Source organism: Tsukamurella sp. PLM1 (assembly GCF_023168325.1).
In the GTDB taxonomy this organism is placed as follows: Bacteria; Actinomycetota; Actinomycetes; order Mycobacteriales; family Mycobacteriaceae; genus Tsukamurella.
In genome coordinates, this window is sequence record NZ_AP025688.1 from 703,782 (window position 1) to 726,572 (window position 22,791).

At 71.8% G+C, this 22,791-nt stretch carries 19 protein-coding genes, 1 tRNA gene and 2 pseudogenes; 16 read left to right on the forward strand and 6 right to left on the reverse strand.

Annotation, left to right across the window (positions count from 1 at the left end):
• The first annotated feature begins 25 nt into the window (after positions 1-25).
• The gene (locus MTP03_RS03740) at positions 26-1,252 is read left to right on the forward strand and encodes an MFS transporter (RefSeq protein ID WP_248490793.1); all 1,227 of its coding nucleotides are present in this window, start codon (positions 26-28) and stop codon (positions 1,250-1,252) included.
• A gap of 70 nt (positions 1,253-1,322) precedes the next feature.
• Here MTP03_RS03740 and MTP03_RS03745 read toward each other — a convergent pair whose 3' ends face one another.
• A complete protein-coding gene (locus tag MTP03_RS03745) occupies positions 1,323-2,246 on the reverse strand; it encodes an SDR family NAD(P)-dependent oxidoreductase (RefSeq protein WP_248490794.1) in 924 nt (307 codons plus the stop codon).
• Positions 2,247-2,354: 108 nt separating this feature from the next.
• Here MTP03_RS03745 and MTP03_RS03750 point away from each other — a divergent pair, with 108 nt between their 5' ends.
• The 4 genes from MTP03_RS03750 to MTP03_RS03765 all read left to right on the forward strand — a co-directional run bounded on the left by MTP03_RS03750 (position 2,355) and on the right by MTP03_RS03765 (position 5,853).
• Entirely contained in the window at positions 2,355-3,023 is a 669-nt protein-coding gene (locus MTP03_RS03750) for a TetR/AcrR family transcriptional regulator (RefSeq protein ID WP_248490795.1), read from the forward strand.
• 134 nt (positions 3,024-3,157) lie between these two features.
• A complete protein-coding gene (locus MTP03_RS03755; protein ID WP_248490796.1) occupies positions 3,158-4,105 on the forward strand; it encodes an aldose epimerase in 948 nt (315 codons plus the stop codon).
• Between the two features lie 44 nt (positions 4,106-4,149).
• A complete protein-coding gene (locus tag MTP03_RS03760; RefSeq protein ID WP_248490797.1) occupies positions 4,150-5,442 on the forward strand; it encodes a citrate synthase in 1,293 nt (430 codons plus the stop codon).
• Between the two features lie 51 nt (positions 5,443-5,493).
• Positions 5,494-5,853, forward strand: coding sequence for an FKBP-type peptidyl-prolyl cis-trans isomerase (locus MTP03_RS03765; protein ID WP_248490798.1), 360 nt, complete (start codon positions 5,494-5,496; stop codon positions 5,851-5,853).
• A 126-nt stretch (positions 5,854-5,979) separates the two neighbouring features.
• Here the strand turns inward: MTP03_RS03765 and MTP03_RS03770 are convergent, their stop codons facing one another.
• Positions 5,980-6,786 carry a HugZ family protein gene (locus MTP03_RS03770; RefSeq protein WP_248490799.1) on the reverse strand — a complete coding sequence of 269 codons (807 nt, stop codon included), beginning with the start codon at positions 6,784-6,786 and terminating at the stop codon, positions 5,980-5,982.
• A gap of 71 nt (positions 6,787-6,857) precedes the next feature.
• On the opposite strand from MTP03_RS03770, the gene MTP03_RS03775 reads away from it, so the two are divergent.
• From MTP03_RS03775 to MTP03_RS03790, 4 genes are all read left to right on the forward strand, one after another.
• Positions 6,858-7,814: a hypothetical protein gene (locus tag MTP03_RS03775; RefSeq protein WP_248490800.1), complete on the forward strand. Its 957-nt coding sequence runs from the start codon at positions 6,858-6,860 to the stop codon at positions 7,812-7,814.
• Positions 7,736-8,797 carry a hypothetical protein gene (locus tag MTP03_RS03780; RefSeq protein WP_248490801.1) on the forward strand — a complete coding sequence of 354 codons (1,062 nt, stop codon included), beginning with the start codon at positions 7,736-7,738 and terminating at the stop codon, positions 8,795-8,797. Before MTP03_RS03775 ends, MTP03_RS03780 begins: the two co-directional genes overlap by 79 nt.
• A gap of 21 nt (positions 8,798-8,818) precedes the next feature.
• Complete coding sequence (locus MTP03_RS03785) at positions 8,819-10,063, forward strand: Nramp family divalent metal transporter (protein ID WP_256465217.1); 1,245 nt, start codon at positions 8,819-8,821, stop codon at positions 10,061-10,063.
• A 126-nt stretch (positions 10,064-10,189) separates the two neighbouring features.
• Positions 10,190-10,714, forward strand: coding sequence for a DUF4333 domain-containing protein (locus MTP03_RS03790; protein WP_248490802.1), 525 nt, complete (start codon positions 10,190-10,192; stop codon positions 10,712-10,714).
• Positions 10,715-10,878: 164 nt separating this feature from the next.
• Here MTP03_RS03790 and MTP03_RS03795 read toward each other — a convergent pair whose 3' ends face one another.
• Positions 10,879-14,238, reverse strand: coding sequence for a WD40 repeat domain-containing protein (locus MTP03_RS03795; protein ID WP_248490803.1), 3,360 nt, complete (start codon positions 14,236-14,238; stop codon positions 10,879-10,881).
• 480 nt (positions 14,239-14,718) lie between these two features.
• Between MTP03_RS03795 and MTP03_RS03800 the strand changes: the two genes are divergently transcribed.
• On the forward strand, positions 14,719-15,018 hold the full coding sequence (locus tag MTP03_RS03800; protein WP_248490804.1) for a LuxR C-terminal-related transcriptional regulator: 300 nt from the start codon (positions 14,719-14,721) through the stop codon (positions 15,016-15,018).
• A gap of 4 nt (positions 15,019-15,022) precedes the next feature.
• Here MTP03_RS03800 and MTP03_RS03805 read toward each other — a convergent pair whose 3' ends face one another.
• Entirely contained in the window at positions 15,023-16,534 is a 1,512-nt protein-coding gene (locus MTP03_RS03805; RefSeq protein ID WP_248490805.1) for an acetyl-CoA carboxylase carboxyltransferase subunit alpha/beta, read from the reverse strand.
• Positions 16,535-16,585: 51 nt separating this feature from the next.
• Between MTP03_RS03805 and MTP03_RS03810 the strand changes: the two are divergent.
• Positions 16,586-17,409 (forward strand): annotated as a pseudogene (locus tag MTP03_RS03810) (aldo/keto reductase).
• Between the two features lie 456 nt (positions 17,410-17,865).
• On the opposite strand, the gene MTP03_RS03815 reads toward MTP03_RS03810, so the two are convergent.
• Entirely contained in the window at positions 17,866-18,975 is a 1,110-nt protein-coding gene (locus MTP03_RS03815) for an NAD(P)-binding domain-containing protein (RefSeq protein ID WP_248490806.1), read from the reverse strand.
• Positions 18,976-18,998: 23 nt separating this feature from the next.
• On the opposite strand from MTP03_RS03815, the gene MTP03_RS03820 reads away from it, so the two are divergent.
• The 5 genes and pseudogenes from MTP03_RS03820 (at position 18,999) to MTP03_RS03840 (ending at position 22,644) form a co-directional block, all read left to right on the forward strand.
• Complete coding sequence (locus MTP03_RS03820; RefSeq protein WP_248490807.1) at positions 18,999-19,733, forward strand: enoyl-CoA hydratase; 735 nt, start codon at positions 18,999-19,001, stop codon at positions 19,731-19,733.
• A gap of 2 nt (positions 19,734-19,735) precedes the next feature.
• Positions 19,736-20,826 (forward strand): annotated as a pseudogene (locus MTP03_RS03825) (MBL fold metallo-hydrolase).
• Positions 20,827-20,835: 9 nt separating this feature from the next.
• Positions 20,836-21,039 carry an antitoxin gene (locus MTP03_RS03830; RefSeq protein WP_248490809.1) on the forward strand — a complete coding sequence of 68 codons (204 nt, stop codon included), beginning with the start codon at positions 20,836-20,838 and terminating at the stop codon, positions 21,037-21,039.
• A gap of 23 nt (positions 21,040-21,062) precedes the next feature.
• Positions 21,063-21,425 carry a hypothetical protein gene (locus MTP03_RS03835; RefSeq protein WP_248490810.1) on the forward strand — a complete coding sequence of 121 codons (363 nt, stop codon included), beginning with the start codon at positions 21,063-21,065 and terminating at the stop codon, positions 21,423-21,425.
• Positions 21,403-22,644, forward strand: a complete 1,242-nt coding sequence (locus MTP03_RS03840) for a VWA domain-containing protein (RefSeq protein WP_248490811.1) — start codon at positions 21,403-21,405, stop codon at positions 22,642-22,644. Before MTP03_RS03835 ends, MTP03_RS03840 begins: the two co-directional genes overlap by 23 nt.
• Here the strand turns inward: MTP03_RS03840 and MTP03_RS03845 are convergent.
• Positions 22,645-22,721, reverse strand: a tRNA-Arg gene (locus tag MTP03_RS03845).
• Positions 22,722-22,791: the final 70 nt, after the last annotated feature.

Genomic DNA, 22,791 nt, shown 5'->3' on the forward strand with positions numbered 1-22,791 from the left:
AGTGAGGAAGTCGTAGGATCTTTCGGTGCCGAGACTCCTGGCCGACACCCGGCCGCTGCAGAATCCCGACTACCGGAGGCTGTGGTGGACGGGCATCGTCACGGTGATCGGGGCGCAGCTGACCGCGGTCGCGGTCCCCGCGCAGATCTACGCGATCACCGGATCGTCGGCGTACGTGGGCCTGACCGGCGTGTTCGGCCTGGTCCCGCTGGTGATCTTCGGCCTGTGGGGCGGCGCGATCGCCGACGCGCTCGACCGGCGCCTGGTGATCATCGGCACCACGCTCGGCCTCGCGGGGACGGCGCTGCTGCTGGCGCTGCTGCCCGACAACGTGTGGCTGATCCTGTGCGCGTTCGCCCTGCAGCAGGCGTTCTTCGGGGTGAACCAGCCGACCCGGTCGGCGATCTACGCCCGCCTCGTGCCGCCCGAACAGCTGCCGGCCGCGAATTCGCTCAACATGACCGTGATGCAGTTCGGGGCGATTGCCGGGCCGATGCTGGGTGCCCCGCTGATCCCGGTGATCGGCGTGCATTGGCTGTACACCCTGGACGCGTGCTCGCTGCTGTTCACGCTGTGGGCGGTGTGGAAGCTGCCGTCGATCAAGGCGGAGGACAAGGGACAGTCGCTGGGGTTGCGCTCGGTGCTGGACGGATTCGCGTACCTCGCCGGTCACAAGGTGCTGATGATGAGCTTCGTGGTGGACATCATCGCGATGGTCTTCGGCATGCCCCGGGCGCTGTTCCCGCAGATCGCGCACGAGAACTTCGGAGATCCGCTCGAGGGTGGCTTCGTGTTCGGGGCGCTGTTCGCGGCGATGTCGGTGGGCGCGGTGCTCGGCGGTGTGCTGTCCGGCTGGACCTCGCACGTGCGCCGGCAGGGGCTCGCGGTGGTCGTGATGATCTGCCTCTGGGGCGCGGCGATCGGCGGCTTCGGCGTGGCCGCGCACGTCAGTTGGCTGTGGGCGGCGCTGGTGCTGCTCGCACTGGGCGGCGCCGCCGACATGTTCTCCGCGGCGTTCCGCACCACGATGCTGCAGGAGGCGGCGACGGACGACATGCGCGGCCGCCTGCAGGGCGTGTTCATCGTGGTCGTCGCCGGCGGCCCGCGCATCGGCGACGCGGTGCACGGCGCCGCGGCGGCCACCGCCGGCGCCGCGATGGCCGCGGCGGGCGGTGGCGTGCTGGTGATCGTGTTCACCGTGCTGGCGGCCCTCGTCGTGCCCGCGTTCGTCCGCTACCGGGTGGTGCGCTGACCGCAGCCCCTGACTGATTGAACGATGTTCTGGAGAGGAAAACCGCAGGTCAGATTCTCCAGAACATCGTTCAATCGAGGGAGGGGAAGGCGACGCCCGTGAGCTCCTCCGAGACGGACCACAGGCGGCGCTGCAGGTCCGGGTCGTAGGACTGCGCGCTGGAGGTGACCACCTTCGGGGCGCCCCGCCGCTCGCCGAGCCCGTCCGGGCCGTAGTACTGGCCGCCGAGGACGCCCGGGTCGGTGGCGGCACGCAGCTGCGGCAGTGCGCCGTGCTGCGCGTCGTGCGAGAACAGGGGAGCGGCCACCTGCGCGACCTGCAGGGCCTTCGGCAGGTTCCGCACCAGCTCGGTGTCGGCGATGCCGGGGTGCGCGGCGACGGCGACGGTGCCGCGCTCGCCCGACGCGCGCGCGGCGAGGCGGCGCTGCAGCTCGTAGTGGAACAGCAGGTTCGCGAGCTTGCTCTGCCCGTATGCCGCCACTCGCTCGTACGAGCGCTCCCACTGCAGATCGTCGAAGTGGATCGCGGCGCGGATGCGGTGCGCGATGCTCGCGACCGTCACCACCCGCGATCCGGGCACGTCCAGTAGGAGGTCCAGGATCTGCGCGGTCCACGCGAAGTGGCCGAGGTGGTTGGTGCCGAACTGCAGCTCGAAGCCGTCGGCGGTGGTCTGCTTCGGCGGGTACATGACGCCGGCGTTGTTCACCAGCAGGTCGATCCGCGGCGTGCTCTCGCGCAGCTCCGCCGCCGCATCCCGCACCGAGGCGAGCGACCCCAGGTCGAGGCGCTGGACGCGCACCGTCGACCCCGGGGCGGTCGCGGCGATGCGCCGGGCCGCCGCCGCGCCCTTGTCCGTGTCGCGCACCGCGAGCACGACGTCCGCGCCGCGCCCCGCCAGCACTCGGGCGGTCTCGAACCCGAGGCCCGTGTTGGCGCCGGTGACCACGGCGGTGCGGCCGGTCTGATCGGGTACGTCGTTCTCGGTCCAGCTCATGTCCACTCCTCGGGGGAATCGGGTTAATAGACCGTCGGTCTGTTGCAACCCACGTTAAGAGACTGCCGGGTCTCTTGTCAATAGAACGCCGGTCTGTAAAATCGATCCGTGGGATTCCAGCGGGCACGCAGTGCAGAGCAGCGGCAGCAGCGCCGGGAGGCGATTCTCGCCGCCGCGGAGGCGATGCTGGGCGAGATGGACGTCGCGGCGGTCACGCTGAGTGAGCTCAGTCGTCGGGTGGGCCTCGCGAAGTCGAACGTGCTGCGCTACTTCGAGTCCCGCGAGGAGGTCCTGCTGGAGGTGCTGATGCGCGCGGCCGGGGAGTGGATCGTCGAGTTCGAGTCCGAGTGCCGCGCCGACGTCCCGGCGGGAGGCCCGTCGGCGGCGCGCGTGGACGCGGTCGCCGACGTCTTCGCCCGCGTCGCCGCGGCCCGCCCGGAGCTCCTCGACCTGCTGTCGGCGCAGGCCGGCGTGCTCGAGCGCAACGTCTCCACCGACGCGATCGTGCGGTTCAAGCGCAGCGCGCTCGTCGCGATCGACGCGATGGCCGCCGTGCTCACCCGGGCGCTCCCGGAGCTCGGGGACCGGGCGCGCGAGACGTGCTCGCTGCTGCTCACGCTCGCCGGTGCGCTGTACGTGCAGGCGGAGCAGTCCCGCGGCTGCGAGTCCGCGTACCTCGTCGACCCGACCCTGGCCGTCTTCCGCGTGGACCTGATCCCCGCGCTGCGCGAATCCGTGGCCGTCGTCCTCGCCGGCGTGCTCGCCCGCGGCGATTGAACACCGTTTCCGTCGAAGAAATCCCAGGTGGGCGTGGACCGAAACAGTGTTCAATCGGGTTGCGCGGGGTTGCACGCCCCGCCCGTCGGCCCGACGGTGCTCCTCCCGGCGGCGCCGCCGGTACTGTGACGCCCATGACGGTGCAACCGGGGTTCACCATCTCCGCCGGCGGTTACACCGCCGAGATCGCGCGCAGGGGCGCAGGCCTGCGGGGCCTGCGCCGCGGAGCGGTCGCCCTCACCGAGGAGTGGCCGCTCGGGGAGAAGCCGCCACTGTCAGCCGGCCTCGTGCTCGCCCCCTGGCCCGGGCGCACCGAGGACGGCATCTACTCCTGGGACGGCGAGCTCTACCGCCTCCCGGTCACGCACGAGGACACCGGCACCGCCAACCACGGCCTGGTGCGCGAGCGGGACTGGGACGACGTGGAGATCGCCGCCGACGCGGTGACGCTCGTCCTCGACGTGGGTCGGCATCCCGGCTGGCCGTTCGACCTGCACCTGCGGATCCGGTACTCCGTCGGTGACGACGGCCTGACCTGCCGCTTCGAGGCGCGCAACGCGGGCACCGTCGACCTGCCGTTCGTCGTGGGCTTCCACACCTACCTGCGCGTGGGCGACGCCCCGGTCGACGAGTGCACGCTCGAACTGGGTGCCGAGCAGTGGCAGCCGCTGAACGCGCGCCTGCTGCCCGACGGTCCACCACGCACCGTCGAGGGCACCGAATACGACTACCGCGCACCGAAGCCCCTGCGCGGCGTGCGCATCGACACGCCGTTCACCGCCGCGGCCGGCACCTACACCCTGCAGTCGGCGCAGGGGGAGACGGTGCTGTGGGCGGCACCGTCGCTGCCCTGGGCCCAGGTGTTCATCGCCGACCCGGACGGCGCGAAGGGCTTCCCCGGCCGCGGGCCCGACGGTGCGCCGGGCCGGGCCCGGCGGTCGAGCCCATGTCCGGCCCGGGCAACGCGCTGCACACCGGAACCGACGTCGCACGCGTCCCGCCGGGCGGCGTCTACACGTGCGAATGGGGCATCAGGTGACGCCCCCGTTTTCGCCACGAACCGCGATACCGCTAGGTTCTAGCCAGGTAGCTTTTATCCGCCGACTACAGCGAGGGGATACGAACATTGTCCACCGATGACAACACCGGGAACGCTACGGTCGCCTACCCCGGCGGCCAGATCGAGCTGCCGATCGTCAAGGCGACCGAGGGTGCGGACGGTATCGCCCTGGGCAAGCTGCTCGCGCAGTCCGGCTACAGCACGTTCGACAACGGCTTCGTCAACACGGCGTCGTGCAAGTCATCGATCACGTACATCGACGGCGGCGCGGGCATCCTGCGCTACCGCGGGTACCCGATCGAGCAGCTCGCGGAGAAGTCGACGTTCATCGAGGTCAGCTACCTGCTGATCCACGGTGAGCTGCCGACCCCGGAGCAGCTGGCCGAGTTCACCGCGAAGATCCAGCGGCACACGCTGCTGCACGAGGACCTGAAGCTGTTCTTCAACGGCTTCCCGCGCAACGCGCATCCGATGCCGGTGGTCTCGTCGGCAGTGAACGCGCTGAGTGCGTACTACCCCGACTCGCTGAACCACAACGATCCGGCGCAGGTCGAGCTCGCGACCATCCGCCTGCTCGCGAAGTTCCCGACCATCTGCGCCTACGCGTACAAGAAGTCGGTCGGCCAGCCGTTCCTCTACCCGGACAACTCGCTGAGCCTGGTCGAGAACTTCCTGCGCATGACCTTCGGTTTCCCGGCCGAGCCCTACGAGGTCGATCCGGAGCTCGTCAAGGCGCTCGACATGCTGCTCATCCTGCACGCCGACCACGAGCAGAACTGCTCCACGTCGACCGTGCGCCTGGTGGGCTCGTCGAACGCGAACCTGTTCACCTCGATCTCCGGCGGCATCAACGCCCTGTGGGGCCCGCTGCACGGCGGCGCCAACCAGGCCGTCCTCGAGATGCTCGACGACATCAAGGCCTCCGGTGGCGACACCGCGGCCTTCATGAACAAGGTCAAGAACAAGGAAGACGGCGTGAAGCTCATGGGCTTCGGGCATCGCGTCTACAAGAACTACGACCCGCGTGCGGCGATCGTGAAGCAGACCGCGGACCGCATCTTCGAGCTGCTCGGCGTATCCGACGAGCTGCTCGACATCGCCAAGGGCCTGGAGGATGTCGCGCTCCACGACGACTACTTCATCGAGCGCAAGCTGTACCCGAACGTGGACTTCTACACCGGTCTGATCTACCGCGCGATGGGCTTCCCGACGCGCATGTTCACGGTGCTGTTCGCGCTCGGCCGGCTACCCGGCTGGATCGCCCATTGGCGCGAGATGCACGAGGACCCGACCACCAAGATCGGTCGGCCTCAGCAGATCTACACGGGCCACACCGCCCGTGACTACCCCGGTGCCTAGATGCCGCCGATCCGTCGCGACAACCTGCACCGCCTGATCAAAGGAGTCGGAATGACCAAGCCGGAGATCGAGTTCATCGAGGGCCCCGCGCCCACCGAGCTCGTCATCAAGGACATCGTCGTGGGCGAGGGCGCCGAGGCGCAGCCCGGCAGCGTCGTCGACGTGCACTACGTGGGCGTCGAATTCGAGTCCGGCGAGGAGTTCGACTCCTCGTGGAGCCGCGGCGAGTCGATCAACTTCCCGCTGCGCAGCCTCATCGCCGGCTGGCAGGAGGGCATCCCCGGCATGAAGGTCGGCGGTCGCCGCCAGCTGATCTGCCCGCCCGCCCTGGCCTACGGTCCCGCCGGCGGCGGCCACCGCCTGTCGGGCAAGACGCTCGTCTTCGTGATCGATCTGCTCGGCGTCAAGTAGCTCGACGTTCGTCGGGCACGGGGCCTCGTCTCCGTCATGAGCTGCTCGGCGTCAAGTAGCTCGAAGCGCTCAGGGCCCCGTGCCGTCGCCCGACGGTGCGGGGCCCTCGCGTTGCCCGGGTCGGGCTCAGGACTCGGTCGAGGCGGCGCGGCGCGCAAGGGCGACGGTGGCCGCGCGCAGTTCGGCCGGGTCGTCCAGCCGGGTGCCGTACCCGACGCGCGTGACGGCCCAGCCGCGCGGCGTGCTCACCCGGATGTCGAGGCCGTACCGGTCGGCGCCCTCGCAGCGCGCCTCGGTCGCGTCGGGGTAGCCGCCGAGGCGCTGCGCCATCGCGAGCAGCGCGGCCGCGTGATCGTCGTTGAGGTGGCGCACCGCGCGCTCGGCCCGGTACTCGACGGGGTCCGGCTCCGCGGTGGCGTACGCCGCTGCGTCGGCCGAGTCCATCCGGCCGTATCCGCCGACCCAGCGCACCCGCTGGACCTGCAGGATCCACACCGTGAAGTCGCTGTAGTCGATGTAGTACCGCGCCGCGGGCACCGCGGCGAGGTGCGCCTCGCGTGCGGCGGCGGCCTCGTCCGGCCCGGGGAGGCGGACGGTGCCGGCCAGCGTGATCCGGGTGTTCGCGAGCGGGTCCGCGCTCGCGCCGGGCGCCACGACCGAGACGCTCGCCCGCGGATCGCGGCGCAGATTGCGGCCGTGCTCGGCCATCGTCGAGACGCACAGGACCGGGTCGCCGCCCAGCAGGCCGTAGGTGACCAGCGAGGCCCACGGCGCACCGTCGGAGGAGAGGGTCGCGAGCGTCGCGGTGTTCGTGGCGCCGGCGACGGTGCGGGCCTCCTCCGCGGCGGACGGCCGCGCCGGATCGTCGATCTCCGTCAGGGGCGGGGCCAGGCTGGGGGCGTCGCCGGGGTCGCCGTGATCGCGCGTCGTCATGGGAGCAGCGTAGGGCAGATCCGTTCGTTCAAGGGATACCGCTGGGGGCCTTCACCTGCCAGAGTGGTGGGATGACGGCGAAGAAGATCGGCCTGACCACCAGTGTGCTGCTCGCGGCGGGCATGGTGGCCGCCTGCGGGGGATCGAACGGCGAGCCGCAGGACTCGCCCGTGAACTTCGTCCCGGTGACGGGGGACAACTTCACCGCGAACCCGGGGGCGTTCCAGACCGACGGCATCGCCGTGCCGCCCAAGGAGGTCATGATGGTCGGCGACCCGGTGGCCGCGCAGGCCGTCGTGAACGCCGGCCTCCCCCAGGGGACCATCACCTCCACGTCGCAGAACACCACCGTCTACTACCCGCCGGTGCCCGACGACATCCCGGGCGTGCGGGTCGCGCCGCAGCCCGCGGTGCCCGAGCCCATGTCCCGGCCGGCGAACTACCGTCCGTGGCAGTACACGCCGCAGCAGATCGACACGTTCCGCACCATCTGCGAGACCGGCCGGTGGGGCTCGTGGATCGCCGGCGTCGAGCGCCAGACCCAGACCTGCTGGTCGCTGTACGGGCGGCAGTTGGGCGTGCGGCCCTGGACGCCCGGGCAGCCGCGCCCCTGGGACCGTCCGGGCTACCCGAAGCCGTGGTTCGACCCCGGGTTCCGCTCCGACGTGCCCGTGATGTGGGTCTACCCGCGCAATTGGACCCGGCCGAGGCCGCAGCCGATCATCTCCGTGTCGATCACCATCAACCTCGGCACCAACCCGTTCCGGCGGGTGAACCCGCGCCACACCGAGCCGTTCTATCCGGTGTGGGCGGTGACGCCGGGTCGCGTGGTGGACGTGCGGAACCAGGGCCGGATCGTCGCGCCGGTCTACACGGTGAGCACCACGACCACGACCACCACGACGACCACCGTGACGGCGCCGGTCGCTCCGGGGTCGTGCTGGCGCCGATGCCCACCTCGGCGAAGGTCGAGCCGATCGTCGCGCTGCCCGGCGCCGCGGTGGCCGGCAACGTCAACACCGACGTGAAGGTGACCGCACCGGTCCCGGCCGCGCTGCAGGGCGCGCAGATCCAGGCCGGCTCCGTCGCGAAGCTCGACGAGGCGGTCGGGACCAGCGTGTCCGCGACCGTCGCCTCGACCGCGCAGGCGGTCACGACGGAGGCGAAGGCCGCGACCTCCGCGCAGACCACGACGGAGACCGCGCAGGCGACGGGGGCGCAGACGTCGGGGACGCAGACGTCCGCGGCGCCGGGGACTGCGGGCGGCGGCACGGCGCCCGCGGCGACGTCGACGGGCGCGTCGGTCCCGACCGGCGCGCGGGTCGCGCCGCCGAGCGGCGCCGGCGAGGCACCGTCGACCACGGCGGCCGCGCCGACCACGACGGTCCCGACCACCGTCGCCCCACCGGTGCTGACGACCACTGTCGCGCCCCCGCCGGTGCAGACGACGGTGCCGACGACGACCGTTGCCCCGCCGCCCGTGCGGACGACGACCGTTGCCCCGCCGCCCGTGCGGACGACGACCGTTGCCCCGCCGCCCGTGCAGACGACGACCGTTACCCCGCCGCCCGTGCGGACGACGGTGCCGGTCTCGACGACCACCGTCGCGCCCCCGCCGGTGCGGACGACGGTGCCCAAGCCCACGGTGGCGAAGCCGATCGTCACGACCACGACGCCACCGGCCGCCGCGGGGAGTGACGGGCCCCGGGCAGAACGGGTGCCTGAGCCGTCAACACCGCGCAGAACAGGTGCCCGAGCCGTCAGCACCGTGCAGAACGGGTGCCCGAGCCGCCGGCACCGGGCAGAAGGGGTGGCTGAGCCGTCACGCACCCGTTCTGCGCGTGGACACCCGGCATGCAGGGTATCTACGTGCATTTCGGGTGTTCCAGGTGCCCGATGCGAGCATTGCCGGTGTCGCGCGGGCGGATCCGGGCGTCGGGGCCGCAACCCACCCGACCGCGTCAAGAGCGTCGCCACGCTGCCACTTCAAAGTTTGGTTGACCGAAAATAATAATTTGCATACCCTCTACCTGTGTTGACCGATACCGCCGTGCGGAAGCCGAGCAAGGTGCGCACGCTGATGCTGCTCGGGCCGGCGTTCGTGGCCGCGATCGCGTACGTGGACCCCGGCAACGTGGCCGCGAACGTGACCGCGGGTGCGAAGTACGGGTATCTGCTGGTGTGGGTGCTGGTGCTCGCCAACGTGATGGCGGTGATGATCCAGTACCAGTCCGCGAAGCTCGGTGTCGTCACCGGCCGCTCGCTGCCGCAGGTGCTCGGGGACCGTTTGTCGAAGCGGGCGCGCCTCGCGTTCTGGGGTCAGGCCGAGCTCGTCGCCGCCGCGACCGACATCGCCGAGATCATCGGCGGGGCCCTCGCGCTCAACCTGCTGTTCGGGCTGCCGCTGCTCTGGGGCGGGCTGATCGTGGGCGTGATCTCGACCCTGCTGCTCACGTTGGCCGACGGACGCCGGCAGTACCGGTTCGAACTCGTGGTCGTGGGCTTCCTTGCGATCATCGTGGTCGGATTCCTCTCGGGTCTCGTCGCGGCGCCGCCCGACGGTGCCGCCTTCCTCGCCGGGCTCGTTCCCCGGCTGCAGGGCGCGGAGACGGTGCTCCTCGCGGCATCGATGCTGGGAGCCACCGTCATGCCGCACGCGATCTACCTGCACTCGGCCCTCGTGATCGACCGGCACGGGGCGCCGCCCGAGGCGGGGCGCGCCGAACGCGCGCGTCGGCTGCTGAAGGTGACCCGGGTCGACGTGGTGCTCGCCTTGATCATCGCCGGCGCCGTGAACATCGCGCTGCTCGTCCTGGCGGCGAGCAGCCTGTACGGCCGGGAGGGGACCGACTCGATCGAGGGTGCGCACGCCGCGGTCGCGGACGCGCTCGGCCCCGTGGTCGCCGGTCTGTTCGCGGTGGGCCTGCTCGCGTCGGGGCTCGCGTCGACGTCGGTGGGCAGCTACGCGGGCGGCACGATCATGGCGGGGCTGCTGCACCGTCGGATCCCGGTGGTGGTGCGGCGCGTGGTCACGATGATCCCCGCGCTCGTGGTGCTGGGGCTCGGCCTCCCGCCGACCGAGGCGCTCATCGTCTCGCAGGTGGTCCTCAGCTTCGGGATCCCGTTCGCGCTGTTGCCGCTGCGCCGGTACACCTCCGATCGCGCGCTCATGGGCGAGTTCGTCGACGGTGGCCCGTTGCGGTGGGCCTCCGCCGCTGCCGCCGCATTGATCGTGGCCCTCAACGTCGCACTGATCTACCTCACGTTCGTGGGCTGACCGCGCCGGCGGCGACGGAATCGTCTCCGCGGCATGTCGACGGTGGAGACCGACCACGTCCATGATTCAATGTTCGCAACCAGATGATCTTGACAGCGGAGATCATTCGCGGAGGAAGCGATCAATATGTCCGTGCGTGCACTCGTGGTGGGTGTCGGTGGCGTGGGTGCCGCAGTCGCGGTGTGCTGGTCGCTGTTCGCCCCCGCCGAAGTGACGCGGGATCAGGTCGAATCCGGCACCCTCTCGCAGGTGGCCGACGCCCCGTCGGACGCTCTGAACTGCGAGGGTGGGCTGCGCGCCGAGGTGGGCGCGGCGCAGTCCTGCACGCTCATCCGCGGGGACGAGAAGTTCTCCGTGAACCTCACGGTCACGGACGTCGACGGGGAGCGGGTCAGCTGGGACTCGGTCGTCGCCGGCGCACCCGAGTCCGGCCAGCGCGTCCCCGTCGCCGAACTCGAGATCCGCACTCGCGAGGTACTCGCCCGCGAGCGCCCCGTCGAGGTCGTGACCTGCAACGGGGCGCTCCCCGGGGTGGTGGGCGCCGTCCAGGACTGCACGATGACGTCCCGCGGTGCGCGGCACGCCGTCCTGGTGGAAGTGGCGACGGTGACCCCCGATCACGTGCGCTGGGGCGTCACCGTCACCGAATGACGTCGTCGAACGCACCCACCCGCGGTCGCGGCCCCGGCGACCGCCCGGGTGGGGTCAGCCGCACGGCGCGAAGTACGGCTCGCCCGGAACGAGCCGTTCCCACTCCTCCGCCGTGATGGGCGCGGAACGCGAAGCGCATACCGCGTCGATCACGTGCTGTGGGCTCAGGTCCCATGTGCGCAGCCTGCCCCTGTTCCCGGAGGCGACCACCATCGAGCCGTCGCCTGTGAACCGCGCGTCGAACAGGATCGCGCCGTCCACGGTGAGCGTCGCCTCCCGCTCGGGCGACGCACCGTCGTGCCGCCGGTACAGCCGCGCCTCGCCGCTGCTGGACGCGACGACGAGCCGCGCACCGTCGGGGAGAAGGCCGCGCCGTTGACCGACCCGCTGGGGCCGCTGAACCTGATGATCGCCGGCTCGTTCCCCGTCCCGGCGTGGCGGACCTGCGCCAGGTGGCCGCCGCCGGACGCGGCGAGGAGCAGCGTACTGCCGTCCGGGGCCACGGCGAGAGCCGCGATCGACGCGTCGAAGACGTCGGTGCTGCGCACCGGCTTCGGTGCCGCGCGTTCGCGCAGATCCACCTGCAGCAGAGCGCCGCCCGCGGTGCCCAGCACCGCGAAGTCGTTGCGTAGGAACCCCAATGATGGAACTCCGTCGGTCACGTCCAGCCCGCCGATCACTCGCGGCGCGGTGCGGTCGGCGATGTCGAGGACCGCGACCCGCGGCGTGGACAGGCCGCCGACCAGGGCGGTCCGGCCGTCCGGCGAGACCGCCACGGTCTCCACGATCGAACCGAGTGCCTGCGCCCCGGTGGGCGACAGCGCCGGCCGGGTCCGGTCCCGGAGGTCCGCGAGGAAGACGCGACCGTTGCCGGTGCCCAGGACGGCGGTGCTGCCGTCGCGGGAGAGGGCCAGCGCGCCGGAGAACAGGTCACCGCCCGGCGGCGCGATGTCCGGGCCGGCCTTCACCAGGGCGGGCCCGGGCGCAGCGCGCCACTGTCCGACCGCGGAATCCGGGCCGCCGTTGGCGACCAGCACGTCCGAGCCGTGGACGGGGATCTGGAACACCGCGCGCGAGCCGAGCTCGAGGCCGGCCGAGCGCAGCGGCCAGCTGCGCAGGACGCCGCCGTCGGCGGCGGCAAGCACGGTGCCGCCCGCCACCGTCGCGAGACCGATCGGCTCGGGCCCGGTGAATACGAGATCCGGCTCGCCGTCCCGGAGACTGCTGATCTTGACCTGTCCGTCGGAGCTCGCCGACACCAGTCGCGCACCGTCGCTGGTGAACTCGACATCGTTGACGTAGCTGGTGAACCCCGAGACGGTGCGTCGCAGGCCGGGCGCGTCCGGGTCCGCGGCGTCGAGGAGAACCGCCTCTCGGCTGCGCAGGCCCGCGGCGAGAGTGCGCTCCTGGAAGGACATCCGGACCGCCTGGTTGGAGGCACCGTCGAGCGGGAACGTGCCGCGCCGCACCGGCGCTGGGCCCGATACGTCCCACAGGGTGATGCCGCGGCCGGGGGCGGACACGGCGGCGAGCCGCGCATCGGCGCTGAGCGCGACCCCCGCTTGCGACTCGGCGAAGCCGTCGTCGGGGAACGGGACCCGCGACCACGGCGCGTCGAGCGCGGTGCGGCGCAGCAACTCCGGCGGCGCGTTGTCGAGGGAGACGAGCACGGTGCGCGCGTCCGCGGAAGCGGACAGCCGCACCACCGGCCGGCCCAGGTCGGTGGTCCGCGTGACCCGCGGCGCGGCGGGATCGCGCGCGTCCACCTCCACCACCCCGCGGCCGGTGCCGACGAGCACCGCCGTACCGTCGGTCGTGAACACCAGGCCGGACCCGGGGAGCGCACCCGGCTCGAGATCCGCCGCACCCACCACGTCCTCGACGCCGCGCGCGTCGATGCGGTACAGCGCGAGGCGCGTCGGCGTACGGACCGCCGCGAGCAGCCCCGACGGTGCCGCGGTCACCTCGAAGTAGCTGCCGATGGTGCGGCGCGAGGCCAGTGGGTCGGACAGCGTGTCGAGCAGGTTCGACCGTGCCTCCACCGTCTCCGAGATCCGGTACGCGGCCACGGCCAACTGCGCCGCCAGCGCCGAGTCGCGGGGGCGCAGCCGGCGGGATTCGAGCGCCAGCTGACGGCTCGTCGACTCGCCGTGCGCCTGTGCGGCGGCGTCCCGGGCGCGCGCGGTGTCCGCAAGGCCGAACCACGCCATCGTCGCGGCCAGGACGGCCACCAGCGCGAGCGCACCCGCGGTGACCGCGACGGCGCGGAGCTTGCGGACCTGGCGGCGCTCGCCTGCGATGCGCTGCTCGCGCCGCTCGATACTCTGCTCGATCATCGACCGCTCGGTGGTGCCCCAGCGTGTGGGGCGCTCCTCGGTCAGCGAGGTGACCAGGTCCAGCATGCCGGAGGACAGCAGCAACGTCTGCGGCTCGCCCGCCGCCGACCAGTGCGCTGCCGCCACCCGGATCCGGTGTTCGAGGCGCAGCCGCGCCCGGTCCTCCTCGACCCACTGCGACAGCCTCGGCCACGCCTGGACGAGTGCCTCGTGCGCGAGCTGCACGCCGTCGTCGCCGACGCTCACCAGCCGCGCGTCCACCAGCCGGTCGAGCAGGCCGGTGGCGTCCGCGTCCACGCCCAGCTCAGCGCGCGGCGCGATCCGGCGGGCGACCCGGTACTCGCCCACGTTGATCAGGCCCAGAAACAGATCGTGCATCGTGGCGCGGCCGGCGTCGTCGAGGCTCGCGTACACGGTCTCGGCGCTCTTCTCCACGGCCCCGGACAGGCGTCCCGTCTCGAGGTAGCCGTCGACGGTGAGGCGGCCCGGCCCGGACCGCTCCCACGTCGTGAGCAGCGAGTGCGACAGCAGGGGCAGGACGCCGGCGGCGTCGCCCGTGGCCTCGGCGTCGTCGAGCAGGAGCTCCACCAGTCCGGGGTCGACGGTGACCGCCGCCCGTTCGGCGGGGCCGACGATCGCGGCGCGCAGGCCGGGCCGGTCCAGAGGGCCGATGACGACGGTGCCGGACGCCGCCGCGTCGGTGTACCCGGGCTCGGCCACGAGGCGGTCGAGGAAATCGGAACGCAGGACCAGGACCACGACGGTGCGCGGCCGCCCGGCGGCGAGCGCGAGCGCGCGGGCGACAACGGCGCGGGCGGCGTCGCCTCCCTGCGTCCAGATCTCCTCGAACTGGTCGATCACCAGGACGCGGTGCGCGGCGGGATGCTCGTCCAGTGCGGCAAGGGCCTCGTCGATGGATTCCTGCGGTGCGGTGCCCGGCGTGATCACGATGTGGTCCCAGCGCGCGCCGCCGTCGGCGGCGAACCGCCCCGCGAGGCCGGCGCGGACCACCGAGGACTTCCCGATGCCACTGGCCCCGACGACGATGATCGGTGATTTCAGTTCCGGGTTGTTCGCGATCGCAGTAACGCGGCGGAAGAGATTGTCGGTGTCCTTCTCGCGCCCGAAGAAGTCGTCCAGATCGCCGATCTCGAAGGGCGAGAAACCCCGGTACGGAGGTTTTCCCACCGTTCTTTTCTTTGGTGCGCGAACGAACACGGGCCCGAGCGACGGCGTCCCACCAGGTGTCGGCGTCGCTTTCCGCGACGCCGCACACCGCCAGCACGCGGTTGAAGACGTCGCGATTCGCGGCGGTCGGAGCGTGCGCCCCGGACAGCCAGCCCGACAGGGTACCGAGATGGACCTCTGCCTGTTCCACGAGTTCTCGTACGGTGAGACCTGCGGCGTCGCGCAGTCCGCGCAGCGCGGCGCCGAGTTCCGCGCGTGTTCCCACCGTGCGCGGATCCGGGCGCTCCGGTCGATCGTCGTGCGATGTCATCGCGCCTCCCCCGTACGCCACGCATTCACGGCATTCACGCTGGTCGCCGTACGGAGATCGTACGAACACCGACGATGATGACGGAAATTCCGGGCGCCGGATGACAGATTCATCTCAAGGACGCCCCGCGGCTCGCGTGGGCGGGGAATTGGGAAGTAGGTGACCTCGGCATGACGGTTGTCGAAATGGTCGAGAGCGCGGCCGCGCACCCCGGTGCGGCCGTGCCCGGGGAATTCGGTGGCGCGTCCCCCGCGCTGTCCGCGCGGGAGGTCGAGGTCCTGCTCGCGTGGTTCGCGAGCGACTCGAAGGACGGAGCCGCGGGGGTGCTGTTCATCAGCGCGGCCACGGTGGCCACGCACATCGCCCGGGTCCGCGCCAAGTACGCCGCGGCGGGGCGCCCCGCCCGCTCGAAGACGGCGCTCTTCGTCCGTCTGCTGGAGGACGGCTACACCAGCCTGCAGGACTGGTGACGGCTCAGCCGCGGCCGCCCAGGAAGCGGTAACGGTCGAGGCGGCGGCTGATCCGGATCGGGTCGGGGATCAGCGACAGTTCCGCGAGCGATTCACTGACCGCAAGGCCGACGCGGCGCGAGAACTCGGTCGGCTCGGCGGCGGCGTCGGGCCGCTCGGGGATCACCCGGTCCACGATCCCGTCGGCCAGGAGGTCGGCGGCGCGGATCCGCTGCCGGTCCGCCATCTCGGTCGCGTGCTCGGTGTCGCGATACATGACCGCGCTCGCTCCCTCCGGCGGCAGCGGCGCGAGCCAGGCGTGCTGCGCGCACAGCACCCGGTCCGCGGGGAGCATCGCGAGCGCGCCGCCGCCCGTGCCCTGGCCGAGCAGGACGGACACCGTCGGGACCGTGAGGGTGACCAGATCGGACAGGCTGCGCGCCACCTCCCCGGCGAGGCCGCCCTCCTCCGCCTCGCGGGACAGCGCCGCACCCCAGGTGTCGATGACGAGGACCAATGGCAGCTTCAGCTCGGCGGCCAGCCGCATGCCGCGGCGGGCAGCGCGGAGCGCTGCAGGGCCCAGCAGCGGGGGAGCGGCGCCGTCGGCGCGGGTCGTGTCCTGCCCGACGACGACGCACGGATAGCCCTGCACCCGCGCGAGCGACAGCAGCAGCGTGTGGTCGGTCTCGCCCTCGCCGGTGCCCGACAGCGGTAGCCGGTCGGTGGCGGAGTGCCGGAGGAAGGCGCGGACGCCGGGCCGGCCCGCCGCGCGGCTGATCCGGACGGACTCCCACGCGGGCGTACCGTCGTCCTCCGCGCTGAGCTCCTCGCGCACGCCGAGGTGCGGGGCCAACGGATCGGCGTCCTGGACGCCGGCGAGCACCCGCAACGTGCGGTGCGCCAGCAGCCGGACGAACCGCAGCGGAACGACGCCGTCGATGAGGCCCCGGCTGAACAGGTGCTCGGCGGTCTGGACGCCGTCCGGGAAGGACTCGCCGTGCAGGGCCTCGTAGACCCGCGGCCCGAGGAAGCCGATGCGCGCGCCGGGTTCGGCGATCGTCACGTGCCCCAGCGAGCCCCACGAGGCGAACACGCCGCCCATCGTGGGGTCACGCAGGTACACCAGATACGGCAGGCCCGACTGCTTGTGCAGCGTGATCGCCGCCGAGATCTTGACCATCTGCAGGAAGGCGACGGTGCCCTCCTGCATCCGCGTACCGCCCGACGTGGGCGTGGCCAGCAGCGGCAGCCGCAGAGCGGTGGCCCGTTCGACGGCGGAGACGATGCGCTCCGCGGCCGCGACGCCGATCGAACCGCCGAGGAAGGCGAAGTCGCACGCGATGAGCGCCACCCGCTGCCCGCGGATGCGGCCTTCGCCGGTGATCACGGCTTCGTCGTGGTGGGAGGCCGCCCGGGCGCGGTCCAGCGCGGCGGCGTACTCCGCGTCCGGGTGCACGTCCAGGAGCGGGCCGTCCCAGCTGGTGAAGGTGCCGCGGTCGAGGATCGCATCGATGAGGTCCTGCGCCGTGATCGCCATGGAATTCAGGCTACTGGGAACACCGGGCGGCGCGGACGCGTTGTTCGGGCCATGACCGTACCGAACGTGAAGCTCAATAACGGAACCTCGATCCCTCAGCTCGGCTTCGGCGTCTGGCAGGTGTCCGACGACGGTGCCGAGGCCGCTGTCGCCGAGGCCCTGCGGGTGGGCTACCGGTCCGTGGACACGGCGAAGGTGTATGAGAACGAGAAGGGCACGGGCCGCGCGATCGCCGAGAGCGGGCTCGCGCGCGAGGACGTCTTCCTCACCACCAAGCTGTGGAACTCGGACCAGGGCTACGACGAGACGCTGCGCGCCTTCGACGGCTCGCTCGAGCGTCTCGGCACCGATTACGTGGACCTCTACCTCATCCACTGGCCCGTCCTCGAGTACGACCGTTACGTGGACACCTTCAAGGCGTTCCAGCAGATCCGCGATTCGGGTCGAGCCAAGGCGATCGGCGTCAGCAACTTCACCGTGGAGGCGTTGCGCCGCGTGATCGACGAGACCGGCGAGACCCCGGCGATCAACCAGATCGAGCTGCACCCCGGCCTGCCGCAGGACGAGCTGCGCGCCTTCCACGCCGAGCACGGCATCGCCACGGAGGCGTGGTCGCCGCTCGGGCAGGGCGAGTCCCTGACCGATGCCGCAGTCGTCGAGGTCGCAGCCGCGCACGGCGTGACCCCGCGCAGGCGATCCTGCGCTGGCACCTACAGCTCGGCAACGTCGTCATCCCCAAGTCGGTGACGCCCGCCCGCATCGCCGAGAACTTCGACGTCTTCGGCTTCACGCTGTCCGACGACGAGGTCGCCCGCATCAGCGCTGTTGAGGGCAAGCGCATCGGCCCCGACCCGGCCACGTTCAACCTGCGCTGACATCGGCTTCCGCCGCGCTGGCACCGTCGAGTCCCCGGGACCGGCGGTGCCTCCACGGCTGGACACTCGGATTGTGGCCGATTCGGACAAGCGTCCCACCGCTGATCATCCACGGCGACCAGTGGGGGAGACGGATTCCGGTGGGGGAGATGCTGGCGTGCGGCGGGGGACTCGGTGCCGAGTGGGGGACGATCGAGCCCACACGGGAGGCCTGGCGCACGGTAGGGGACGGAAGCCCGGGGCGGGGATTCGGCGCCGCGCGGGGGACGACAGCGCAAGTGGGCCAGTCCACCACGGACACAATCGGAGAGGCGCCTGCACACGAATCCCCGGTCCGCAAAGGCCCCGGCGAGACGACCGGCGTACCGGACGCGACCACGAACGAACGAGGGACGGGTGGGGGAGAGGCCGTCGAGCGCATCGGACGACCCGAGCCGCTAGGCGAGGCGAGGACGTCTAAGCGAGCGGCGTGTCCCCCACCCGGCCCGGTCCAGACCCGCCGGACCCGCGAAGAATCTCGGCGATCGCTCGCGCCGCCTCCCTCCCCGCCCGGTTCGCGCCGATCGTGGACGCCGACGGGCCGTACCCGAGCAGGTGCAGTCGGGGCTCGCCGGCGACCTCGGTCGCGAGCCGCCCCGTCATGACGATGCCGCCGCCGGGTGCTCGCAGCCCGAGCGGCGCCAGATGATCCATCGAGTACCGGAAGCCGGTGCACCACAGGATCACGTCCGCGCGGACCAGCGAACCGTCGGCGAGCAGCGGACCGTCGGGGGAGAGGGAGGCGAACATCGGGCGGCGGGTGAGCACCCCGGAGTCGATGCCGCGCCGCATCGCGGCGGTCACCGGTAGGCCCGTCACCGACACGACGGAGCCGGGCGGCAGGCCCGCCCGCACCCGCTCCTCGACGCGCGCGACGGCGCGGCGGCCCTTCTCGGGGTCGAACGGGGTCTCGTCCCACTGCACCTCCCGCCGGCTGAACCAGACGGTGTCGGCGACCTCCGCGATCTCGAGGAGCAACTGCACCGCCGTGATGCCGGCGCCGACGACGGCCACCGTCTTTCCCGCGAACGGTTCGGCCGTGCGGTAGTCGTGCGCGTGCAACTGCGTCCCGCGGAACTCGTGCGCGCCGCGCAGCGCCGGGAGGAACGGGCTGTCCCAGGTGCCGGTGCAGTTGATGACGGCCCTCGTGCGGTACTCGAACGGCCCGTCGTGCGCGCGGCCGGAGACCATGTAGTCCTCGGCGTCGCGCGTCACGGACGCCACGTGGGCGGGCCGGTGCACGTCGATCCCGAACCGTTTCTCGTACTCGCCGAAGTACTGTGCGACGCCGGTGGAGGCGGGAATGTCATCGCAATCGGTTCCGAGCGCGTCCTGCAGCCCCCATCCCGGCAGGTCGTGCACGCGGTTCGCGGCGCGGAGCGTCAGCGATGGCCAGCGCTGCCGCCATGCGCCGCCCGGGCCCGAGTTGTGATCGAGCACAACGTAATCGCCTATCCCGAACCGGGGCAGGAAGTACGCGGCCGACAGCCCGGCCTGGCCGGCACCGACCACGACGACATCCTTCACCCCCGTAGCGTAGATTGCGGGCCATGATCGGTTACACGCTGGAGGACAAGGTCGCCATCATCGAGTTCCAGCGCCCCGAGGCGCGGAACGCATTGAACCCCGAGCTCATGGACGGCCTGGAGGCGGCGTTCGACCGCGCCGAGGCGGACGGGGTGTTCGTCATCGTGCTCACGGGCCAGGGCACGGTGTTCTCCGCGGGGGCGGACCTGCGCTCCGGCGCGGTACTGGACAAGGACTTCATGACGCGGGTGATCCGGTTCTACCAGCGGGTCGAGGCGATGAAGCAGATCGTGGTCGCGGTGCTCAACGGCCCGGCGTACGGCGCCGGCGTGCAGATGGCGATGGTCGCCGATCTGCGCGTGGTGGATCCGAGCACCGTCATCGCCATTCCGGCGGCCAAGCTCGGCGTCACCATCGACAAGTGGACGCTGCGCCGCCTGGAGGACCTGGTGGGCGGCGGCCATGCGCGCGGCGTCCTGATGGCCACCGAGAAGATCGGGGCCGAGCAACTCGCGCAGCTGGGCTTCGCGAACCGTGTCGGTGATCGGGAGGCCGGCCTCGAGTACGCGCGCCACATCGCCGGGCTGGCGCCGCTGTCGCTGCAGAACTACAAGGCGTTGTTCAAGAGCGACGTGGCGCGTGAACCGCTGACCGAGGCGGAGGAGGCGCGGTTGCACGCCGTGTGGGAGTCCGAGGACCTCAAGGAGGCCATCATGGCGCGGCTCGAGAAGCGCGAGCCGCGCTTCCTTGGCCGTTGATCATGCGGCTCGGCAGCGTCGTCACGTTCGCCGCCGGCGCGGCCGCCGGGGTCGCGGGTGCCGCGGGGCTCCGCGCTGCGAGTGGCCTGAAGCGGTCGATGGGCGCGCAGGTCGACACGGTCTACACCAACACCGACCCGGACAGCCCGCACCAGCGTTTCGACGCGGCCAAGATCGCCCGCGGCGTGGTCGGCCGTGCCCGGCACGGGCTGGGGCACCGTCGGGCCCGATCCCGTTGGCGGCGGACCCGAGCCCGGAACAGGCGTCCGACCTGGCCGTCACCTGGTACGGGCACTCGTCGGTGCTCATCGAGGTCGACGGTTTCCGGATCCTCGCCGACCCGGTCTGGGGCGAGCGGGTGTCGCCGTCGCCGACGATCGGTCCGGCCCGCCTGCATCCGGTGCCGGTCGCGCTCAGCGCGCTGCCCGAGATCGACGCGGTGATCATCAGCCACGACCATTACGACCACCTCGACCTCCCCACGATCGACGAACTCACCCGCGAACGGGACGTGGTGTTCTGTGTGCCGATCGGCGTGGGGGGCCACCTGCGCGCGTGGGGCGTGCCGGACGGCCGGATCGTCGAGCTGGACTGGGACCAGGCGCACACCCTGACGCGCGACGGGAAGAGCCTCAAGGTGGTGTGCACCGAGGCCCGGCACTTCTCCGGGCGTGGCCTCACCCGCAACTCCACGCAGTGGGCGTCCTGGTCGCTCGTCGGACCCGAGCACGCCGTCTTCTTCGGCGGCGACACCGGCTTCACGGAGCGGTTCAAGCTGGTCGGCGACCATTTCGGCCCCTTCGACCTGACGCTGCTGCCGATCGGCGCCTACGACCCGCTCTGGCCCGACGTGCACACCAATCCGGAGGAGGCGGTCGCCATCCACGTGATGATCGCCAAGCCGGGCGCCCCGTTGGTTCCGGTGCACTGGGCCACGTTCAACCTGGCCTTCCACGACTGGTCCGAACCCGTGGAGCGGCTCCTCGCCGCCGCGCGAGAGGCCGGGGTCGCGACGATCATCCCCATGCCGGGAGGCCGGGTCGACGGTGCCCGCGCCGCCGGTCCGGAGGACTGGTGGAGCAGGGTCGGCTAGCCTGGCCACATGGATTTCAAGGATCTCGCGAACAAGGCCAAGGCTGCTCTGGGTAAGAACCCGAGCGTCATCGACAAGGCGGGCGATCTCGTCGACAAGAAGACCGGCGGCAAGTACGCCTCGCACGTCGACAAGGCGCAGGACGCGGCGAAGAAGTTCGCCGGTGGCCAGCAGGGACAGCAGGGGCAGCAGAACCCCGACCAGCAGCAGTAGGTACCGAGTAGCCTTCCTGACTCATGGGTCGTCATTACGCGCCGGGGGACCCGGCTGCGGGGAAGCCGCGTGGCCGCATCATCGCCCGCGTCCTCCTCGGCATCGGTCTGATCGCCGTCCTGGTGGCGGGAGTGCTCGCCATCGTCGGCGGCAAGGTCTCGCAGTGTGACGGCTCCGCGCACTACACGGTGATGGCCGATCCGACGCTCGCGCCCGCTCTCCGCGCGCAGACCGCGCTCGCATCGGATCGGTGCACCACCTTCGCGGTCACCGAGACCCCGGACACGCAGACCGCCGGTCGGCTGGCCGGCGGGGGCGAGACGCCCGATCTGTGGCTCGCCCTCCCGCACCCGGTCCGCGGCCGTGTCGGCCCAGCTCGGGCGTGAACTGCCCGCATCGGCGGTCGCGGGATCGCCGATCGTCCTGGCCGGCGCCGCGATCCCGCAGCCCGCCAGCTGGCTCGAGGCCCTCTCCCAGGCCACCATCCGCGCGGTGCCCGCCGATTCCCCCTTCTCCGCGGTCCCCGTCGTGGCCGGCGTCTCCGAATCGACCCAGCCGGGTGCCGATGCGAAGGCGCTCACCGCGGCGCTCGCCCGGTACGCGCAGGCCGCGAAGCGCGTGACCGGGGAGCCGGTCGCCGCCGCGGCGGCCGAGGGCGGCGTGGTCGTCGTCCCCGAGTTCGCGTACCTGGCGGCCAAGAAGAAGACGAACGACGTCGTCGCGACCGTCCCGAAGTCCGGTGCCCCGCGCGATGAGCTCCTGCTCGCGGTGACCGCCACCGGCGAGCGGCGCGCCGCCGCCGAGCAGGCCGGCAAGCGCCTCGCCGCGGCGTTCGCCTCCGCGGACGGCAAGGACGCGCTGGCCCGTGAGGGCCTGCGCGGCGTCGACCTGACCCCGGCACCGTCGGGCGGGGTGGGCGAGGTCGCCCGGCTCCCCGAGCCCGACGCGGCGCAGCTGGCGCGCGCCGAGCAGGCGTACACCGCACTCGCCGTGCCGCTCAAGACGCTCGTCGTGGTGGACACGTCCGGGTCGATGGAGGAGAAGGCGGGCGACACCACGCGGATCAAGATGCTCGCGTCGGGATTCACCAAGGTGGTCACGCAGATCCCCGACGCGAACGCGGTCGGCCTGTGGACTTTCTCGCTGGGCGCCGGCGGTGCCAAGGACTGGGCCGAGGTCGTCCCCACCGCTGCCCTGTCCGCCGACCGGGGCGGCAAGCCCCAGCGGCAGGCGCTGCTGGACGCGGTCAACGCGCTGCCCGGGAAGGTGGGCGGCGGCACCGGCCTGTACGACACGACGCTCGCCGCCTACCGGCAGGCGGTGAAGGACTTCGACCCGGCCTACTCGAACTCGCTGATCCTGCTCACCGACGGCGGCAACGAGAAGAACGGTGGCACCACGCTGGACGAGCTGGTCGCCGAACTCACGAAGCTCGTGGACCCGGCGCGGCCGGTGAACATCCACACCGTCGGCATCAGCAAGGACGCCGACCTCGCGGCTCTCAAGAAGATCGCCGATGCCACCGGTGGCACCGCGCAGTCGGCGGAATCGGAGGAGCAGATGCTCACCGACTTCGTGACCGCCATCGCCAAGCGCGCGAAGTGATGGTGCCCCCGACACGAATCGAACGTGCGACCTGATCTTTAGGAGAGATCCGCTCTATCCAACTGAGCTACGAGGGCGTGCGCGCACGAGTTTAGCGGGGCGAGCGGGTGCCGGTACATTCGGAATCGGTTTGCTTTCTCATGTGGG

What these genes read in the sequence shown, in the direction of transcription:
- MTP03_RS03770 (WP_248490799.1), bottom strand. Translation starts at nt 6,786, where the DNA reads ATGACGACGCGCGATCACGGCGACCCCGGCGACGCCCCCAGCCTGGCC.
- MTP03_RS03830 (WP_248490809.1), top strand. Translation starts at nt 20,836, where the DNA reads ATGGATTTCAAGGATCTCGCGAACAAGGCCAAGGCTGCTCTGGGTAAG.
- MTP03_RS03755 (WP_248490796.1), top strand. Translation starts at nt 3,158, where the DNA reads ATGACGGTGCAACCGGGGTTCACCATCTCCGCCGGCGGTTACACCGCC.
- MTP03_RS03820 (WP_248490807.1), top strand. Translation starts at nt 18,999, where the DNA reads ATGATCGGTTACACGCTGGAGGACAAGGTCGCCATCATCGAGTTCCAG.
- MTP03_RS03790 (WP_248490802.1), top strand. Translation starts at nt 10,190, where the DNA reads ATGTCCGTGCGTGCACTCGTGGTGGGTGTCGGTGGCGTGGGTGCCGCA.
- MTP03_RS03745 (WP_248490794.1), bottom strand. Translation starts at nt 2,246, where the DNA reads ATGAGCTGGACCGAGAACGACGTACCCGATCAGACCGGCCGCACCGCC.
- MTP03_RS03800 (WP_248490804.1), top strand. Translation starts at nt 14,719, where the DNA reads ATGACGGTTGTCGAAATGGTCGAGAGCGCGGCCGCGCACCCCGGTGCG.
- MTP03_RS03775 (WP_248490800.1), top strand. Translation starts at nt 6,858, where the DNA reads ATGACGGCGAAGAAGATCGGCCTGACCACCAGTGTGCTGCTCGCGGCG.
- MTP03_RS03780 (WP_248490801.1), top strand. Translation starts at nt 7,736, where the DNA reads ATGCCCACCTCGGCGAAGGTCGAGCCGATCGTCGCGCTGCCCGGCGCC.
- MTP03_RS03835 (WP_248490810.1), top strand. Translation starts at nt 21,063, where the DNA reads ATGGGTCGTCATTACGCGCCGGGGGACCCGGCTGCGGGGAAGCCGCGT.
- MTP03_RS03765 (WP_248490798.1), top strand. Translation starts at nt 5,494, where the DNA reads ATGACCAAGCCGGAGATCGAGTTCATCGAGGGCCCCGCGCCCACCGAG.
- MTP03_RS03805 (WP_248490805.1), bottom strand. Translation starts at nt 16,534, where the DNA reads ATGGCGATCACGGCGCAGGACCTCATCGATGCGATCCTCGACCGCGGC.